The sequence below is a fragment of the Aeromonas bivalvium genome, assembly GCF_046078285.1.
In the GTDB taxonomy this organism is placed as follows: domain Bacteria; phylum Pseudomonadota; class Gammaproteobacteria; order Enterobacterales; family Aeromonadaceae; genus Aeromonas; species Aeromonas bivalvium.
Genome location: NZ_JBGXBV010000003.1, coordinates 122,929 through 140,388 on the forward strand (window position 1 = coordinate 122,929; position 17,460 = coordinate 140,388).

The 17,460-nt window shown below is 65.8% G+C and carries 19 protein-coding genes; 17 read left to right on the forward strand and 2 right to left on the reverse strand.

The window, feature by feature from the left end; genetic code table 11:
* Positions 1–5 precede the first annotated feature (5 nt).
* The 12 genes from exeD (at position 6) to exeN (ending at position 10,752) form a co-directional block, all read left to right on the forward strand.
* On the forward strand, positions 6–2,036 hold the full coding sequence (gene exeD, locus ACEUCR_RS09980; RefSeq protein WP_111873964.1) for a GspD family T2SS secretin variant ExeD: 2,031 nt from the start codon (positions 6–8) through the stop codon (positions 2,034–2,036).
* Complete coding sequence (gene gspE / locus ACEUCR_RS09985; RefSeq protein WP_042001054.1) at positions 2,036–3,544, forward strand: type II secretion system ATPase GspE; 1,509 nt, start codon at positions 2,036–2,038, stop codon at positions 3,542–3,544. Before exeD ends, gspE begins: the two co-directional genes overlap by 1 nt.
* Before the next feature lie 9 nt (positions 3,545–3,553).
* Positions 3,554–4,774 (forward strand): GspF family T2SS innner membrane protein variant ExeF, encoded by a 1,221-nt coding sequence (gene exeF / locus ACEUCR_RS09990; RefSeq protein ID WP_111873965.1) that lies wholly within the window; start codon positions 3,554–3,556, stop codon positions 4,772–4,774.
* Positions 4,775–5,005: 231 nt separating this feature from the next.
* Complete coding sequence (gene exeG / locus ACEUCR_RS09995) at positions 5,006–5,437, forward strand: GspG family T2SS major pseudopilin variant ExeG (RefSeq protein ID WP_042001050.1); 432 nt, start codon at positions 5,006–5,008, stop codon at positions 5,435–5,437.
* A 170-nt stretch (positions 5,438–5,607) separates the two neighbouring features.
* Positions 5,608–5,715, forward strand: coding sequence for a prepilin-type N-terminal cleavage/methylation domain-containing protein (locus ACEUCR_RS10000; RefSeq protein ID WP_408789838.1), 108 nt, complete (start codon positions 5,608–5,610; stop codon positions 5,713–5,715).
* A complete protein-coding gene (exeH, locus tag ACEUCR_RS10005; RefSeq protein WP_111873966.1) occupies positions 5,712–6,248 on the forward strand; it encodes a GspH family T2SS minor pseudopilin variant ExeH in 537 nt (178 codons plus the stop codon). Before ACEUCR_RS10000 ends, exeH begins: the two co-directional genes overlap by 4 nt.
* Positions 6,245–6,604 carry a GspI family T2SS minor pseudopilin variant ExeI gene (gene exeI, locus ACEUCR_RS10010; protein ID WP_111873967.1) on the forward strand — a complete coding sequence of 120 codons (360 nt, stop codon included), beginning with the start codon at positions 6,245–6,247 and terminating at the stop codon, positions 6,602–6,604. The genes exeH and exeI overlap by 4 nt, the downstream gene beginning before the upstream one ends.
* Complete coding sequence (gene exeJ, locus ACEUCR_RS10015; protein WP_408759927.1) at positions 6,601–7,248, forward strand: GspJ family T2SS minor pseudopilin variant ExeJ; 648 nt, start codon at positions 6,601–6,603, stop codon at positions 7,246–7,248. Before exeI ends, exeJ begins: the two co-directional genes overlap by 4 nt.
* Positions 7,229–8,245 carry a GspK family T2SS minor pseudopilin variant ExeK gene (gene exeK / locus ACEUCR_RS10020; RefSeq protein WP_408789840.1) on the forward strand — a complete coding sequence of 339 codons (1,017 nt, stop codon included), beginning with the start codon at positions 7,229–7,231 and terminating at the stop codon, positions 8,243–8,245. The genes exeJ and exeK overlap by 20 nt, the downstream gene beginning before the upstream one ends.
* Positions 8,246–8,327: 82 nt before the next feature.
* Complete coding sequence (gene exeL / locus ACEUCR_RS10025) at positions 8,328–9,512, forward strand: GspL family type II secretion system protein ExeL (protein ID WP_111873970.1); 1,185 nt, start codon at positions 8,328–8,330, stop codon at positions 9,510–9,512.
* Positions 9,509–10,000 carry a GspM family type II secretion system protein ExeM gene (exeM, locus tag ACEUCR_RS10030; protein ID WP_042001040.1) on the forward strand — a complete coding sequence of 164 codons (492 nt, stop codon included), beginning with the start codon at positions 9,509–9,511 and terminating at the stop codon, positions 9,998–10,000. The genes exeL and exeM overlap by 4 nt, the downstream gene beginning before the upstream one ends.
* Positions 9,997–10,752, forward strand: coding sequence for a GspN family type II secretion system protein ExeN (gene exeN / locus ACEUCR_RS10035; protein WP_042001038.1), 756 nt, complete (start codon positions 9,997–9,999; stop codon positions 10,750–10,752). Before exeM ends, exeN begins: the two co-directional genes overlap by 4 nt.
* Before the next feature lie 58 nt (positions 10,753–10,810).
* On the opposite strand, the gene ACEUCR_RS10040 is transcribed toward exeN, so the two are convergent.
* A complete protein-coding gene (locus ACEUCR_RS10040; RefSeq protein WP_408789843.1) occupies positions 10,811–11,626 on the reverse strand; it encodes a helix-turn-helix transcriptional regulator in 816 nt (271 codons plus the stop codon).
* Positions 11,627–11,781: 155 nt separating this feature from the next.
* On the opposite strand from ACEUCR_RS10040, the gene tyrS reads away from it, so the two are divergent.
* Positions 11,782–13,047, forward strand: coding sequence for a tyrosine--tRNA ligase (gene tyrS, locus ACEUCR_RS10045; RefSeq protein WP_408789846.1), 1,266 nt, complete (start codon positions 11,782–11,784; stop codon positions 13,045–13,047).
* Here tyrS and ACEUCR_RS10050 read toward each other — a convergent pair.
* Positions 13,042–13,947, reverse strand: coding sequence for a LysR family transcriptional regulator (locus ACEUCR_RS10050; RefSeq protein WP_408789849.1), 906 nt, complete (start codon positions 13,945–13,947; stop codon positions 13,042–13,044). The two genes, tyrS and ACEUCR_RS10050, sit on opposite strands and share 6 nt — an antisense overlap.
* A gap of 116 nt (positions 13,948–14,063) precedes the next feature.
* On the opposite strand from ACEUCR_RS10050, the gene ACEUCR_RS10055 reads away from it, so the two are divergent.
* From ACEUCR_RS10055 to cysQ, 4 genes are all read left to right on the forward strand, one after another.
* Positions 14,064–15,170, forward strand: a complete 1,107-nt coding sequence (locus ACEUCR_RS10055) for an NADH:flavin oxidoreductase (protein ID WP_408789852.1) — start codon at positions 14,064–14,066, stop codon at positions 15,168–15,170.
* A gap of 9 nt (positions 15,171–15,179) precedes the next feature.
* Positions 15,180–15,791 (forward strand): LysE family translocator, encoded by a 612-nt coding sequence (locus ACEUCR_RS10060; RefSeq protein WP_408789855.1) that lies wholly within the window; start codon positions 15,180–15,182, stop codon positions 15,789–15,791.
* Positions 15,792–15,885: 94 nt separating this feature from the next.
* Positions 15,886–16,470, forward strand: a complete 585-nt coding sequence (gene nudE / locus ACEUCR_RS10065) for an ADP compounds hydrolase NudE (RefSeq protein WP_162625884.1) — start codon at positions 15,886–15,888, stop codon at positions 16,468–16,470.
* Between the two features lie 26 nt (positions 16,471–16,496).
* Positions 16,497–17,309: a 3'(2'),5'-bisphosphate nucleotidase CysQ gene (gene cysQ, locus ACEUCR_RS10070; protein ID WP_408789857.1), complete on the forward strand. Its 813-nt coding sequence runs from the start codon at positions 16,497–16,499 to the stop codon at positions 17,307–17,309.
* Positions 17,310–17,460: the final 151 nt, after the last annotated feature.

Below are 17,460 nucleotides of genomic sequence, written 5' to 3' on the forward strand. Positions count from 1 at the left end.
CAAGAATGACAAATAAAGGGAAAGGCTGGCGCCTGGCGTCTGCGGCGGCGGCCTTGCTGATGACGGGCTCCGCCTGGGCGACCGAGTATTCTGCCAGCTTCAAGAATGCGGAGATCGAGGAGTTCATCAACACGGTTGGCAAGAACCTCAATAAAACCATCATCATAGAGCCCTCTGTGCGCGGCAAGATCAATGTGCGCAGTTACGATCTGCTCAACGAGGATCAGTACTATCAATTCTTCCTGAGCGTGCTGGACGTCTACGGTTTCGCCGTGGTGCCCATGGACAACGGCGTGCTCAAGGTGGTGCGCTCCAAGGATGCCAAGACCTCGGCCATCCCAGTGGTGGACGACCGCAACCCGGGCACGGGGGACGAGATGGTGACCCGGGTGGTGCCGGTGCGCAACGTCTCGGTGCGCGAACTTGCCCCCCTGCTGCGTCAGCTCAATGACAACGCCGGCGGCGGCAACGTGGTCCATTACGAGCCTTCCAACGTGCTGCTCATCACCGGCCGCGCCGCCGTGGTCAATCGTCTGGTGGAAGTGGTGCGCCGGGTCGACAAGGCCGGGGATCAGGATGTGGACATCATCAAGCTGAAATATGCTTCGGCCGGCGAGATGGTGCGGCTGGTGACCAACCTCAACAAGGAAGGCAATGCCCAGGGCGGCAATGCCGGCTTCCAGCTGACCCCCAAGGTGGTGGCGGATGAGCGCACCAACTCGGTGGTGGTCAGTGGCGAACCCAAGGCGCGGGCCCGCATCATCCAGATGGTGCACCAGCTCGATCGCGATCTGCAGAGCCAGGGCAATACCCGGGTCTTCTACCTCAAATATGGCAAGGCCAAGGATCTGGTGGATGTGCTCAAGGGGGTCAGCTCCAGCATAGAGGCGGACAAGAAGGGCGGCACAGCAGCCGGTGCCGGCAGCAGCATAGGCGGCGGCCAGCTTGCCATCTCGGCGGACGAGACCACCAATGCCCTGGTGATCACCGCCCAGCCGGACGTGATGGCGGAGCTGGAGCAGGTGATTGCCAAGCTCGACATCCGCCGTGCCCAGGTGCTGGTGGAGGCCATCATAGTGGAGGTCGCCGATGGCGACGGCCTCAACCTCGGGGTGCAGTGGGCCAACACCAATGGCGGCGGCACCCAGTTCACCAACACCAATCTGCCGATCGGCGGCGTGGCGGCGGGGGCCATCGACTACAAGGAGAATGGCAACATCGACTCCCTGAGCAAGCTGGTGGGCGGCTTCAGCGGCATGGCCGCCGGCTTCTATCAGGGAGACTGGGCCATGCTGGTGACCGCCCTCTCCACCAACACCAAGAACGATATTCTCTCGACCCCGAGTATCGTCACCATGGACAACAAGGAGGCGTCGTTCAACGTGGGTCAGGAGGTGCCGGTACAGACCGGCTCCCAGAGCTCCACCTCGGGGGACAACATCTTCAACACCATAGAGCGCAAGACGGTGGGTACCAAGCTGGTGGTGACGCCCCAGATCAACGAAGGGGATTCCGTGCTGCTCAACATAGAGCAGGAGGTCTCCAGCGTGGCCCAGACCCAGGCCACAGGCACGGCGGATCTCGGCCCCACCTTCGACACCCGCACCGTCAAGAATGCGGTGCTGGTCAAGAGCGGCGAAACCGTGGTGCTGGGCGGTCTGATGGACGAACAGACCAAGGAGCAGGTCTCCAAGGTGCCCCTGCTGGGTGACATCCCCGTGCTGGGCTATCTGTTCCGCTCCACCTCCAACACCACCTCCAAGCGCAACCTGATGATCTTCATCCGGCCGACCATATTGCGCGATGCCAACGTCTATTCCGGTATCTCCAGCAACAAGTACACCCTGTTCCGTGCCGAGCAGCTGGAGAGGGCGTCCGAGGAGGGGTATCTCACCTCGCCGCCGCGCCAGGTGCTGCCAGCCTATGGCCAGGACGTCATGGTCTCCCCCGAGGTGCAGCAGCAGATCCAGTCCATGAGAAACCGGCAACAGGCCACGGCGGACAGCGTGAAGCCCTTCGTGCAGAGCAAGCCCTGATGGCGGCCTATCGACTCGACGATGGCGAATTGCCGGCGGCGCTGCCCGAGCTGCCGTTCGCCTTTGCCCGCAACTTCGGCGTCATCCTGACCGAGGAGGCCGGCGCCCCCGTGCTGCTGTGCCGACCCGGGGTCAGCCCCCAGGCCCTGCTCGAGGTGCAGCGGGTGGCCGGCAGCGGCTTCACCGTGCAGTCCCTGGAAGGGGAGGCGTTTGAGCAGCAGCTGATGGCCCACTATCAGAGGGACTCCTCCGAGGCGCGTCAGCTGATGGAGGATCTTGGCAACGAGATGGACTTCTTCGCCCTGGCCGAGGAGCTGCCCCAGAGCGAGGATCTGCTGGACGCCGACGACGATGCCCCCATCATCCGCCTCATCAACGCCATGCTGAGCGAGGCGATCAAGGAGGAGGCGTCCGACATCCATATCGAGACTTTCGAACGGGCTCTGGTCATCCGCTTTCGCATCGATGGGGTGCTGCGGGAGATACTGCGCCCCCATCGCAAGCTGGCGTCCCTGCTGGTGTCGCGCATCAAGGTCATGTCCCGCATGGACATCGCCGAGAAGCGGGTGCCCCAGGATGGCCGCATCTCGCTGCGCATCGGTGGCCGGGCCGTCGACGTGCGGGTCTCCACCATGCCGTCCAGCTACGGCGAGCGGGTGGTATTGCGACTGCTCGACAAGAACAACGTGCGCCTCGAGCTCAAGCAGCTCGGCATGACGCTGGCCAACCGCGAGATCATAGGGGATCTCATTCGCAAGCCCCACGGCATCATACTGGTGACGGGCCCGACCGGCTCGGGCAAGTCCACCACCCTGTATGCCGCGCTCTCCGAGATCAACTCCCGGGACCGCAACATCCTCACGGTGGAAGACCCTATCGAGTATGACCTGGAAGGGGTGGGCCAGACCCAGGTCAATCCCAAGGTGGACATGACCTTCGCCCGGGGTCTGCGGGCCATACTGCGCCAGGATCCCGACGTGGTCATGGTGGGGGAAATCCGTGACCTCGAAACCGCCCAGATAGCGGTGCAGGCGTCGCTGACCGGCCACCTGGTGATGTCGACCCTGCACACCAACACCGCCATCGGCGCCATCACCCGGATGCGGGACATGGGGATCGAGCCCTTCCTGCTCTCCTCGTCCCTGCTGGCGGTGCTGGCCCAGCGACTGGTGCGCACCCTCTGCCCCGACTGCAAGGAGGCGCGTCCTGCCAGCCCGCAGGAGCGCGAGCTGATGCGCATCGAGGGCCAGGATGCCGCCCGCCAGATCTGGCACCCGGTGGGCTGCGAGCAGTGCAACCACACCGGCTATCGCGGCCGGACCGGCATCCACGAGCTGGTGGTGATCGACGAGGCGGTGCGCGAAGCCATCCATGGCGCCAGCGGCGAGCTGGCCATCGAGCGGCTGATCCGGGGCCATACCCCCAGCATACGCCGCGACGGCATCGACAAGGTGCTCCAGGGCCAGACCAGCCTGGAAGAAGTGCTGCGGGTGACCCGGGAAGATTGAGGACAGGACTTGGCTGCATTCGAATATAAGGCCCTCGACGACAAGGGCCGCCAGAAACAAGGGGTGGCCGAAGGGGACTCGGCGCGTCAGGTGCGCCAGCAGCTGCGCGAGCAGGGGCTGACCCCGCTGGAGGTGAGCGAGACCACGGAGAAGGCGAAGCGGGAGGCGAATCGCTTCGTGCTGTTTCGTCGCGGCGCCAGCACGGCGGAACTGGCGCTGATCACCCGCCAGCTGGCGACCCTGGTGGGCGCCGGTCTCACCATCGAGGAGGCGCTCAAGGCCGTCTCCCAGCAGTGCGAGAAGGCGCATCTGCGCAGCCTGGTGGCCACGGTGCGTGGTCGGGTGGTCGAGGGCTACACCCTGGCCGACTCGCTGGGGGCCTTCCCCCATGTGTTCGACCAGCTGTTTCGCTCCATGGTGGCGGCCGGCGAAAAGTCGGGCCATCTGGAAAAGGTGCTCAACCGTCTCGCCGATTACACGGAGCAGCGCCAGCACATGCGCACCAAGTTGTTGCAGGCGATGATCTACCCCATGGTGCTGACCCTGGTGGCCATCGGCGTCATCTCCATATTGCTCACCGCCGTGGTGCCCAAGGTGGTGGCCCAGTTCGAACACATGGGCCAGCAGCTGCCGATGACGACCCGCTTTCTCATCGGCACCAGCGAGCTGATGCAGCATTACGGCCTCTGGTTCCTGTTGCTGCTCGGCATCGGCGGCCTGATCTGGCGCTGGTGGCTGACGGACCCGGTTCGCCGCCAGCGCTGGCACGGGGTCTTGCTGCGCCTGCCTGTGATAGGCAGAGTCAGCCGCGGTCTCAATACCGCCCGCTTCGCCCGCACCCTGAGCATCCTCAATGCCAGCGCCGTGCCCCTGCTGGAGGGGATGAAGATCTCGGGGGAGGTGCTCTCCAATGACTTTGCCCGCGCCCGCATCCTGGCGGCGAGCGAGCGGGTGCGGGAGGGGACCAGCCTGCGCAAGTCGCTGGATGAAACCAGGATCTTCCCGCCCATGATGCTGCACATGATCGCTTCCGGCGAGCAGAGCGGCGAGCTCGACAGCATGCTGGAGCGGGCGGCGGACAACCAGGACAGAGAGTTCGAGAGTCAGGTCAACATCGCCCTCGGGGTGTTCGAACCCATGCTGGTTGTCTCCATGGCCGGGGTGGTGCTGTTTATCGTCATGTCGATCCTGCAGCCTATCCTCGAGCTCAACAATATGGTGAATTTATGATGCTGGCGTGCGGGTGGCTTCGGTCGATCCTGCGGTCAACTCGCTCGAACTGAACAACATGGTCAATTTGTGAGTGAGGTTCGGACGTGCGAATACGCGGCCCTGTTCGAACCTGCAAAGCCAGTCGACCTCGCTGGTTCGATCAGCCGCACGGCGGCGTCATCGGACGAACGCGGGTCAACAATCAATCGTCGATGGTTCATGCCATCTCATTTCGTTAGGGAGTCAGTCATGCAAAAGCGTCGTCAATCGGGTTTCACCCTGCTGGAAGTCATGGTGGTCATCGTGATCCTGGGGATCCTGGCCAGCCTGGTGGTGCCCAACCTGATGGGCAACAAGGAGAAGGCGGATCAGCAGAAGGCGGTCTCCGACATAGTGGCGCTGGAAAATGCCCTCGACATGTACAAGCTGGACAACAACCGCTACCCGACCACAGAGCAGGGGCTGGACGCCCTGGTCAACAAGCCGAGCGCCGCTCCCGAGCCGCGCAGCTACCGTGACGGCGGCTACATCAAGCGCCTGCCGCAGGATCCCTGGGGCAATCCGTACCAGCTGCTGAGCCCGGGCCAGTTCGGCAAGATCGATATTTTCTCCATGGGACTGGACGGGGAAGCGGGCAGCGATGACGACATCGGCAACTGGAATCTGAAGGATTTCCAATAAGTGATTGGCCACCCCCTTGGTTCCGCCTTGCTGGAGCAGCCTGAATGAGGGTTGCATCGTCTCGTCATGAAACATAGCCGCCAAGCTGGTTTTACTCTGCTGAAGGTCTTGCTGGCCGCCATGTTGATGGGATGGCCCGGGGCCACCGCCATGCAGTTAAGGCCGACCTCATGAAACATAGCCGCCAAGCTGGTTTTACTCTGCTGGAGGTCTTGCTGGCCGCCATGTTGATGGGATGGCCAGGGGCCACCGCCATGCAGTTAAGGCCGACCTCATGAAACATAGCCGCCAAGCTGGTTTTACTCTGCTGGAGGTCTTGCTGGTCGCCATGTTGATGGGACTGGTGGCCACCGCCGTCACCCTCAGCATGGGGGGCGCCAGGGGGGACAGGGAGCTGGACAAGCAGGCGCGCCGCTTCATGGCGGTGCTGCAGCAGGCCCAGCAGCAGGCGGTGATGGATGGTCGCCTGCTGGGGCTGCGCCTCGATGACCATGGCTGGCAGTTCATGCGCCGCCAGGGCAAGGATCGCAGCTGGCAACCCCTGGAGGGGGACAAGCTGCTGGGCCCGGTCGAGCTGGGCGAGGATATTCGCCTCACCTTGGAGCTGGCCGGCTTTGCCTGGCTGCCGCGGGACGATGAGCGGGGGGAGGCGAACAAGACCAGCCGTCCCCAGGTGCTCATCTTCCCCGGCGACGAGCTGACCCCCTTCGTGCTGACCCTGAGCCAGCGGGTCGATGACGCCAGCCATGTGCGGGTGGTGCGCGCCGACGAGTTTGGCGCCCTGACCCTGTCCGGGGAGGCGACCCAGTGAAGGCGCGTGGCATGACGCTGCTGGAGGTGATGGTGGCCCTGGTGGTGTTCGCCATCGCCGGGCTCGCCGTGATGAAGACCGCCAGCGAGCACCTCTCTGGTCTCAGCCATCTGGAGCAGAAGACCCTGGCCACCTGGGTCGCCCAGAACCAGCTGGTGCAGCAGAAGCTGGAAAACAAATGGCCTGGCGACAGCTGGGTCGAGGGGGAGGAGGAGATGGCAGGCCAGATCTGGTACTGGCGCTATCGCGGCGTCGCCACCAGCGATGCCAACTTCAAGGCCCTGGATCTGGAGGTGCGCACCGCCCCCAAGGCCGACAATCCTGTCGCCATGATGCGGACCTATATCAGCCGATGATGCACCCTCCTTCTCGCCCCCGTCACGCCGGTTTTACCCTGCTGGAGATGCTGGTGGCCATCGCCATCTTCGCCGGCCTGAGCCTGGGGGCCTATCAGGTGTTGCAGGGGGTGCTTACCAGCGACGAGGTGGCCAGGCAGAAGGAGCAGCGGCTGGCCGAGCTGCAACGGGCCTTCGACCTGCTGGAGCGGGATGTGGGCCAGATGGTGCCTCGTACCGGTCGCATCGAGGGGGAGAGCAACCGTGTGCTGCTGGCGGCGTCCCGCTTCGGTCAGGAGAGCGACGACTGGGGCATGGCCTTCATCCGCGGCGGCTGGCTCAACCCGGACGGCATCTTGCCGCGCTCCGGCTTGCAGCGGGTGGGCTGGCGCCTCAAGGGGCAGACCCTGGAGCGGCTGAGCTACCTCTATCCGGATCCGGTGATCGGCACTGAACCCAGGGTGCAGCCCCTGCTCGGCAAGGTGAGCGGACTGCGGATCTTCTTCTATGCCGAGGGGAGCTGGCGCTCGGAGTGGACAACCCGGGAGCGCCTGCCCGAGGGGCTGGCGGTGGAGCTGGATCTGGAAGATTACGGCACCCTGCGCCGTCAATTCCTGATAGGCGCCCCAGGGGCGAGGATCGAAGATGCACCGACGCAATCCTGAGGGGCGCGGGCCCGGCCGAAACCGGGGCATGGCGCTGCTGGTGGTGCTGCTCATCCTCTCCGTGATGGTCATCATCGCCAGCAACATGAGCGGACGATTGCAGCTGGAGCTGCGCCGCACCAGCAACCTCACCACGGGCAAGCAGGCCTGGTGGTATGCCCTGTCCGCCGAGGCCCTGGTCAGCAAGATCCTGGCCCAGGACTTCAAGGATGACCCCAAGGTGGTGAGCCTGGGCCAGTATTGGGCCCGCAAGGACGGGGTCTTCCCGGTGGAGGACGGCACCCTCAAGGGGGAGGTGCGGGATCTGCAAGGGTGCTTCAACCTCAACAGCCTGAGCGTGGCGCGCAAGGGGGACGGCACGGAGGATGAGGCGAATCCGCCCTATCCGGTCAAGGTGTTTCGCACCCTGCTGACCCTGCTCGAGGTGGATGAGTATGAGGCGGTGCAGCTGACGGATGCGGTGCGTGACTGGACCGACGGCGATACCGTGCTGGTCTCCAGCTACGGCGCCGAGGATGCCTACTACGAGGGGCTGGATCCCCCCTATCTGCCCGCCAACCAGAAGATGCTGGGGGTGGATGAACTGCGGGCCGTGCGTGGGGTCAGCGGCAAGCTGTATGCCAGGCTGGCGCCCTATGTCTGCGCCCTGCCCAACGACAAGCTGCTGGTCAACATCAACACCATAGCCCCGGAGCAGGCCGAGCTGCTGGCGGCCCTCTACCTCGGCAAGATAGGGGTGGACGAGGCCAGGGCCGTGCTCAGCGATCGCCCCAGGAAGGGGTGGCAGGACAAGCAGGAGATGACATCCCTGCCCGCCCTGGCGGCCGGCGCCGGGCTGACCGGATTGAACGAGGCGCTCGGCGTCAAGAGCGACTATTTTGCGGCCTACCTGCTGGCCGAGGTGGCCGATACCCGGGCCAGGCTGGAGACCTACTTCCAGCGCAGCAAAGAGAACAAGCCGGTGGTGCTGCGCCGGGTCAATGGGGGCGCCGAGTGAGCGGCTCCGGCCCGGCGCGGCACCCCGCAGCCAATAGCAAGCGTCAGCCGCCGCACCGTCGGGGCAGACCAAGGAGAGAGTGTTGAACGAGAGTCTGGTCATCCGTCTGGGCACAACCCAGGAAGAGCCGGTCGACTGGCTGGTCTGGTCGGCGCGGGAGGGGGAGATCATCGCCTCCGGCACCCTGGCCTCGGCCCATGGGCTGCATGAACTGCGCGAGCGGGCCGGAGGGCGCCCCGTGGTGACCCTGGTGCCCGGCAGCGCCGTCATCTTCCGGCGGGTTCGCCTGCCGGGCAAATACAACCGCCAGTCGGCGGCGGCCCTGCCCTACCTGCTGGAGGAGCAGATCGCCTCGGACGTGGAGTCCCTGCATCTGGTGGTGCTGGGTCACGAGGGGCACGAGGTGGATCTGATGGCGGTAGACAGCCAGCAGATGCGCCGCTGGCTCGGCTGGCTGGAGGCGGCCGGACTCGGCTGCGTGCAGATGCTGCCAGATGTGCTGGCACTGCCTCAGGCGGTGGACGGCTGGTCCGCCCTGCAACTGGGCAGGCACTGGCTGATACGGCAAGGGCCCCATCAGGGGCTGGTGGCCGACGAGGCCCTGCTCGGCCTGTTGCTGGCGGCCCAGGCTGAGCCCGTCACCCTGCACAGCCACACGCCGCCACCGCCCCTGGCAGGGGCCGACTGGCAGGCGGCGGATCCGGAACTGCCCATGCTGTTGCTGGCGCGAGAGGCGCTGCGCGGCAATATCAACCTGTTGCAGGGCCCCTTCCGGCCCCAGACCGAATACGGCCGTCACTGGTTGCAGTGGCGCAAGGTGCTGGGCGTGGCGGCGGCCCTGCTGCTGGTCACCCTGGGCCAACGGGGGCTGGCCCTGTATCAGCTGGAGGGGCAGGACAAGGCCCTCAAGGGGGAGATCCGTCAGGTCTACACCCGCATCTTCCCCGGGGAGAGCCGGATAGTGAACGTGCGCAGCCAGATGGAGCAGCACCTGCGGCTGCTGGGGGCGGCGCCCCAGAGCGGCGTGCTGCTGCTGTTGACCGAGCTGGCCCCTGTGTTTGCCGAGGTGCCCGGGCTCAAACCCGAGGTGCTGCGCTTCGACGCCACCCGGGGCGAGCTCAGGTTGCAGGTGACGGCCCCCGGCTTCACCGAGATCGAGCGTTTCCGCGAGCTGGCGGGCAAGCGCTTCGAGGTGCAGCAGGGTGAGGTGCGAAGCCATGAGGGCAAGGTAGAAGGGGCGCTGGTGCTCAAGGATAAATCATCATGATGGCAAGGTTTGAACTCTGGTGGCGCGGTCTCAGCGCCCGGGAACAGCGGCTGGTGGCGGTGGGGGGCAGCGTGCTGCTGGTCGGTCTCTTCTACTGGCTGGTGTGGCAGCCCCTCGGCAATCGCATCGAGGAGCGGGAGCGCCAGGTGAAGAGCCAGCAGCAGACCCTGATCTGGCTCAAGGAGAAGGGAGAGCAGGTGCTGGCGGCCCAGGCGGGTAGCGGCCGCAACATGGATCTGGGGGGAACCCTGGATGGCGTGGTCAATCGCACCGCCTTCAACCACAAGATCAAGATCGCCCGGCTGCAACCCCAGGGTCAGGAGCTGCAAGTCTGGATAGACCAGGTTGCCTTCGACGATCTGCTGATGTGGCTGGCCGAGCTGACGGACAAGTACGGGGTCAGGGTACAGGTGATAGAGGTGGCCCGCGAGCAACTGCCCGCCGGCATGGTCAAGGTAAGACGCTTACAGGTGAGTCGCCCGCAATGAAACGCAAGATCTGGATACTGGTCGTCTTCCTGCTGGCCTGGCTCGGCTTCCTGCTGATCAGCGTGCCCGCCAGCCTGGTGGCGCGCCATCTGCCCCTGCCCCCCATGGTCAAGCTGGAAGGGGTGAGCGGCACCCTCTGGCAGGGGGAGATTGCCCGACTGCAATACGCCAGCGAGTCCCTGACCCGGCTGCGCTGGGATCTCGATGGCTGGTCCCTGCTGCGGCTGGCCCCCGAGGTGGCGGTGCGCTTCGGCGAGCGCAGCGGTCTCAATGGTCAGGGCATGATCGGCTGGAATGGCGCCGCCTTCGGCCGCGACCTCACCCTCAACGCCCCCGCCCCCTGGGTGCTGGCACGGTTGCCCTTGCGCCCGCCCTTCCCCCTGACGGCGGCGGGCCAGCTGCAACTCAAGGTGGATCAGTTCGCCCAGGGCCAGCCCTGGTGCGACAGCCTGTATGGCAACCTCTTCTGGTACGGCGCCGAGGCCCAGACGCCGGCGGGCAAGCTGCTGCTGGGGGATCCTGAGGCGAGGCTCACCTGCCTGGACTCGACCCTGAAGGTGGATCTCAAGCAGGGCTCGGAGGCGGTGCAGGTGGCGGGGCAGCTTGAGCTCAAAGCCAATCGCCAGTACCTGTTCCAGGGCACCCTCAAGCCCGGGCCCGAGCTGCCGGATCAGATGAAGCAGGGGCTGCCCTTCCTCGGCCAGCCCGATGGTCAGGGCCGCTTCCCGCTGCGCTATCAGGGCCGGATCTGACGGCATTGCTCATGGTTTGACAGGCACAGACACCACCCCGCTTCGGCGGGGTGGTGTGTTATGGGGGCCCGGGGGTCGGCGCCGTGATGAGGTGGTTGAGGAAGAGGTGGAACAGCTCGGCCCGTGAGCGCAGGTGCAGCTTGCCGTAGAGGTGCTTGCGGTGATTCTTCACCGTGCCTGCGCCAATGCCGAGCGTCTGGGCTATGGCCTCGGTATCCAGCCCCTGCAACAGCAATCCCGCCACCTGTCGCTCGCGGCGGGTGAGGCTCTCGCTCCCCAGGCTGGCGATGGCCTGCTCCACTTCGACTCTCAGGTCGTTGCCACCAGGCCTGGCCGGGCTCTGGGCCAGGCGGGGCGTCTCTTCCCGCCAGTGCTGGCGACACAGTGAATGCACCAGAGGAAACAGCGCCTCCAGCCGGGCCAGCTCGTCCTGACCGAGGGTACTGCGCTTGTCGAGCCGCCCGAGAAACAGCATCAGGGTCAGCCCGTCCCGCACCGGCAGGATCAGCCCCACCTCCTCCTGCCAGCCGGTGGCCTGATAAAAGTGGTGGCGATATTCGGGGTCGAGCCGCCCCTTCGACACCTGCGCCAGGGTCCAGACCCCGGCGGGGAGGCCGTCCTTGAGCGCTTGCATAAAGGGATCCTGGCTGAAGTGGCGGGTGAGGTAGCGATCAAACAGCAGGGCCCGCTGGTGATGCAGGTTGTCATAGAGGTAGACGGGACGCTGCCCCACCCCGAGCAGCAGGGCACAGTCGAACGCCACCTGCTGCTGGATGAGGCGCACCAGGGCCGCCGGAAAGCCGCTGCCGTGCAGGGCATCGACGGCGGCGGTCAGGCTTGGGGTCAGCGAGTCTGTGGCGAGGGGCTGGGTCATGATGGTGGGTTCCGGGTGGCGGGCTGGCTCCCCGCGATGGTCGTGCTATGGCTGGATGCTAGCACGGGAGTGGCAAAACTGTCCCCTAGGTGACATATCGACCAGGCGCTCAAACGGCGAGGATGACCCTCTTTCTCTTGCTGTTGGAGCCCTCCATGACACATCTTCACCTGCTCGATGAGCTGACCCAACGCGGCCTGGTGGCCCAGATGTCCGACCCGGCGGCGCTGCGCGATCACCTCGCCACGGCGCGCACCCTCTACTGCGGCTTCGACCCCACCGCCGGCAGCCTGCACATAGGCCATCTGGTGCCGCTCCTGATGTTGCGCCGCTTCCAGCTGGCGGGCCACACCCCGGTGGCCCTGGTGGGGGGCGCCACCGGCCTCATCGGCGATCCCAGCTTCAAGGCGACCGAGCGCAGCCTCAACAGCGCCGATACCGTTCAGGGCTGGGTGGCCAGCCTGTCGGCCCAGATAAAAGCGCTGCTGCCGGCGAGCGACGGGCTGGCGGCCCCTGTGCTGGTCAACAACGCCGACTGGATGGGGCAAATGTCCGCCCTCGATTTTCTGCGGGACATCGGCAAGCACTTTTCGGTCAACGCCATGCTGGCGCGGGAATCGGTGCGCCAGCGGCTGGCTCGCCCGGATCAGGGCATCTCCTTTACCGAGTTCTCCTACGCCCTGCTGCAATCCCAGGACTTCGCCGTGCTCAGCCAGCGCCTCGGCTGCACCCTGCAGATCGGCGGTAACGATCAATGGGGCAACATCACCAGCGGCATGGATCTCACCCGGCGGCTGCATCAGACCCAGGTCCACGGCATGACGCTGCCCCTCATCACCAAGGCGGACGGCACCAAGTTCGGCAAGACGGAAGGGGGCGCCATCTGGCTCGATCCGGCGCTCACCTCGCCCTACGCCTTCCATCAGTTCTGGCTCGGCACGGCGGACGAGGATGTCTACCGCTTCCTGCGCTACTACAGCTTTATGCCGCTGGCGGCCATCAGGGAGCTGGAAGTCGAAGATGCGGGTCGGCAGGGGCGCAAGCAGGCCCAGCAGGTGCTGGCGGACGAGCTGACCGAGCTGGTGCACGGCAAGGGGGCGCTGGCGGCGGCGCGGCGCATCGGCGAGCTGCTGTTTCGCGGCGACGTGGCTCGCCTTGGCGAGAGCGATCTCGCTCAGCTGGCCCAGGACGGCCTGCCGAGCAGCCCCATCGAAGGTGAAACGGATCTGGTGACCCTGCTGGTGGAGTGTGGCCTGGCGAATTCCAGGCGTATCGCCCGCGAGCTGCTGGCGGCGGGCGCCATCAGTCTCAACGGTGGGATCCGCCAGGATGAGCAAGTGACCGACGGCGACTGGCTGTTCGGCCGCTACCTGCTGCTGCGCCGGGGCAAGAAGCAGTACCACCTGGTGATCCGCTCATGAGGCGGTGAGCGCCTCGATGACGTAGTCGAGGAAGTGGCCGACCAGGGCCGACTCGGCCCTGCGCTGGGTGTAGAGGGCGTAGAAGTGGGCCCCCTTGGGGCGATAGTCCGGCAGCACCTCGCGCACCACTCCCTCGGCCAGCTCGGCCGCCACCAGGTAGCGCGGCAGGCGGGCTATCCCCAGTCCCTGGCGCATCGCCTGGTAGATCGCCTTCTTGCTGCTGAAGGCCAGCTCGCCCGCTACCTCGAGGGGGATCTCGCGCCCCTGATCCAGCAGGGTCCAGCGCTCGTGACGGCCATATTCCTGACTGCGGGTAATGAGGCTGTGCTGGTGCAGATCCTGCGGGGTGGCCAGGGGCGGGTGGGCCTCCAGGTAGGTGGCGCTGGCACAGAGCACCAGCTCGTCCGGGCAGATTGGGCGCGCCAGATAGGGCTCGGCACAGAGTTCGGTGCTGCGAAAGGCCACGTGCAGGTTGTCGCGCAGCAGGTCGGCGGGGCGGTTGCTGAAGTCGGCGATGAGGCGCACCTCCGGGTGGTCGGCGCGAAAGCGCAGCAGCACCGGGGTCAGCACCACCTCGCCCCAGAGATCCGGCGCAGTGATGCGCAGCTCCCCGCACAGGGCCGAGCGGCGGCGTTGCAGGCCGTCGAGCAACTGCTCGTGCAGGGCGATCATCTGGTCGGCCTGGCGGTAGGCGAGTTCCCCCGCGTCGGTCAGCTGTACCCGGCGGGTGGTGCGGCTCAGGAGCGCACTGCCGAGGCTCTGCTCCAGGTGGCGCAGATCTTTTGACGCCTTGCTCGGGGTGATGCCGAGCTGGGCCGCCGCCGCGGCGAAGGAGCCACAGCGGACGATGGCGACCAGCAGGCGCATCAGATAGAGGGTGTCGAACTTGTGGTGGCTCATAAAGCTCTGCTGATTATGTCTTGTTGGGAATGAATGTCTTGCTTATGTGCCTGATTATATCCCATTGCCCCGGGATTATAGTGGCCACCATTCCACTGCGATCCCGGGAGAGGGTGATGAACAAGGCACTTGGCGACAGCTTTCACTTCGAGCGGGCCGGTCTGCGGCTCAAGAACCGGGCCGTGCTGGCCCCTTTGACCCACAACATGAGCGGCGCAGGCGGCGATCCCGGCCAGGCCGAGCTCGACTGGCTGGCGCGCTGCGCCCGTGGCGGCTTCGGCCTGCTCATCGCCGCCGCCACCCAGGTGCAGCCAGGCGGGCGCTGCTGGGCGGGGCAGCCGGCCCTGATGACAGACGCCCAGCAGCAGGCCTTCACGGCCCTGGCCGACAGTGCGCGGCAGGCCGGGGCGCTGGCGGTGGTGCAGCTGCATCACGGCGGGATGCGTGCCCTGCCCGAACTGAACGACGGGGCGCCGGTCGGCCCGTGCGCGCTGGCGCCGGGCGGGCGCTACCCCCTCGGGGTCAAGGGGCTGAGCGAGGAGGAGATACTGACGCTGATCGAGGCTTTCGTGCGCGCCGCCGAGCGGGCCCATGACGCCGGCCTGCACGGGGTCGAGCTGCACGGGGCCCACAACTTCCTGCTCTGCAACTTCCTCAACCCCCAGCACAACTGGCGTACCGACCGCTGGGGAGGCAGCATCGCCAACCGGGCGCGGATCCTGGTGGAGATAGTGCGCGCCATCCGTGCCCGCCTGCCCCGGGAGTTTCTGGTCGGGGTGCGCCTCTCCCCCGAGAGCTATGCCCATATCCAGGGCATAGAGCTGTCCCATCAGCTGGCGGTGGCACGCCTGCTGGCGGACGAGGGGATCGACTACCTGCACTTCTCCATGGGGGATAGCTTCAAGGCGGTGGCGGGGGATCCCCACGGCGGCGCCCTACTGGAGGCGGTAAGGGTCGGGTTGGCCGGGCGGGTGCCGCTCATGGTGGCGGGCAAGATCCGCGACGGCGCCACGGCCGGGCGGGCGCTTTGCGGTGGCGCCGATCTGGTGGCGGTGGGCACGGCGGCCCTCGGCAATCCGGACTGGATGGCGCGGGTGAGCCGCGGCCTGCCCCTGCATGCGGCTCCCTTCACGGCTGAGCACCTCACGGAGGTCGGCTTCACCCCAAGCGCCCTCGACTACCTGGCCGGCATGGGCGTGCTTGCCCCGTGCGATGCAGCCTGAGGGGGCATCATGAGCGAGTGGACCCTGCTGTTGATGTTTATCCCGACCTTCTTTCTCATCTCTGTCTCCCCCGGCCTTTGCATGATGCTGGCCATGAGCTTTGGCGCCAGCCTGGGGGTGCGCCGCACCTTGTGGGTCATCGGCGGCGAGCTGGCCGGGGTGGGGTTGATAGCCCTCACCGCCCTGCTCGGTTACACCCGGGTGCTGGCCGAGCAGCCCGTGCTGATGCAGGGCTTCAAATACCTCGGCGCCCTCTATCTGCTCTGGATGGGGATAGCAAGCTGGCGCGGTGGCGGGCAGCAGGGGACGAGCCGCCAGGAGGACAGCGGACGCCTGGCGTTGGTGTTGCGCGGCTTTACCGTCGCCATCTCCAACCCCAAGTCCTGGCTCTTCATGATGACCCTGCTGCCACCCTTCATCAGCCCGTCCCTCTCGGCGGGATTGCAGACCCTGCTGTTCGTCGCCCTGGTGATCCTGATCGAGTGCGTCAACTTGCTGCTCTACGCCTACGGGGGTCAGCGGGCGAACCGGCTGCTGGAAGGGCAGGGACGCGGGGATCTGCTGGGGCGGGTCTCCTCCCTGCTGATGATGGGGGTCGCCGGCTACTGGCTGCTGACCTGATGCGACAGCACCTGCCCTGGAAAAGGGCGGACGGTGCGGGGCCTGTGCCCCTTTGCCCGTGGTGTTCGTCCTGCGACTCGTTTACTCTTGAGTCATGACTCTCGCCAGTGGCCCGGCTATGGATCCCAACAAGCGCAAACCCGACATCATCAAGGCCGAAATCGTGGCCGAAAGCCGCCTGTTCAAGGTGGAATCCCTGCATCTCAAGTTCTCCAATGGCGAGGAGCGGGTCTATGAGCGGATGCGTGGCGGCAACCGGGGCGCCGTCATGGTGGTGCCCATGCTGGACGCCGATACCCTGTTGCTGGTGCGCGAATATGCCGCCGGGACCCACTCCTACGAGCTGGGTTTTCCCAAGGGGCTGATCGATCCGGGGGAAGATGCCTTCGAGGCGGGCAACCGGGAGCTGATGGAGGAGGCGGGGTTCGGGGCGAACACCCTGATCCCGCTCAAACAGGTCTCCCTGGCACCGGGCTACTTCGCCAGCAAGATGGACATACTGCTGGCGCTGGATCTTTTCCCCGAGTGGCGGGTCGGCGACGAGCCCGAGCCCCTCGAGGTGATCCCCTGGCCCCTCTCTCGCCTCGATGAACTGCTCGAGCGGGACGACTTCACCGAATCACGCAGTATCAGTGCCCTGCTGTTGACCCAGAAGTGGTTGTCCCGGCAGGAAAAATAACGAGCGGTGCCATGGAGGATGAGACGATGCAGGAATTACTGAGCTGGGTGCCCGGGGTCAAGGAGATCGCCCGCGAGGCCGGAAGAATACTCCATGAGATCTATCGAGGGGGCCAGTTCGAGCGAGAACTCAAGGCGGATGACTCCCCGGTCACCAGTGCCGATCTCGCGGCCGATGCCTATCTCAAGCAGGCGCTGTCGGCGCTCACCCCCCATGTACCCGTGCTGACCGAAGAGGCGGCGGATGTGCCCTTCAGCCAGCGTGCCAACTGGCGGCAATACTGGCTGGTGGACCCCCTCGACGGCACAGGCGAGTTCATCGCCGGCAGCGGCGATTTCGCTACCCTGATTGCCCTGGTGCGGGACAATGTGCCCGTGCTCGGGGTCATCTATGCCCCCGAATCCGACCTGCTCTACTGGGCGGTGCGCGGTCATGGCGCCTTCAAGGAGGTGAATGGCGAGGTGCAGCCCATCAGCGCCGTGCACCACGAGCATGACCAGCCCGACTCCCTGGTGGTGGCCATCAGCCGTCGCCAGAAGCTGGAGAACCTGACCCGCCGCCTCAACCCGGCCATTCACTACGAGCTGATCCCGCTCGGCTCCAGTTCCCTCAAGTCCTGCCTGGTGGCGGAGGGGGCGGCAGACTGCTATGTGCGCCTCGGCCCCACCGGGGAGTGGGACACCGCCGCCGCCCAGTGCATCGTCGAGGCGGCCGGGGGGCGCATCCTCAGCCTGGCGTTGCAGCCGCTCAGCTACAACGAAACCGAATCGCTGGAGAACCCTGACTTCATCGTGATGGGGGACCCAGATCTCGCATGGCACAAGATCCTGGCCCATTGAGGCGGTTGAAATGCCATGATTCGATCTTATCAGGCAGCTTGGCGGCTGCCTGATTGCATGGCGTGATCCGCTGCTTTAAAGCGGCATATTCAGGGGTATTCGCTGGCTAGGTACTGTGATGGCAGTGGATCATCACACATTGCCGCGAGCT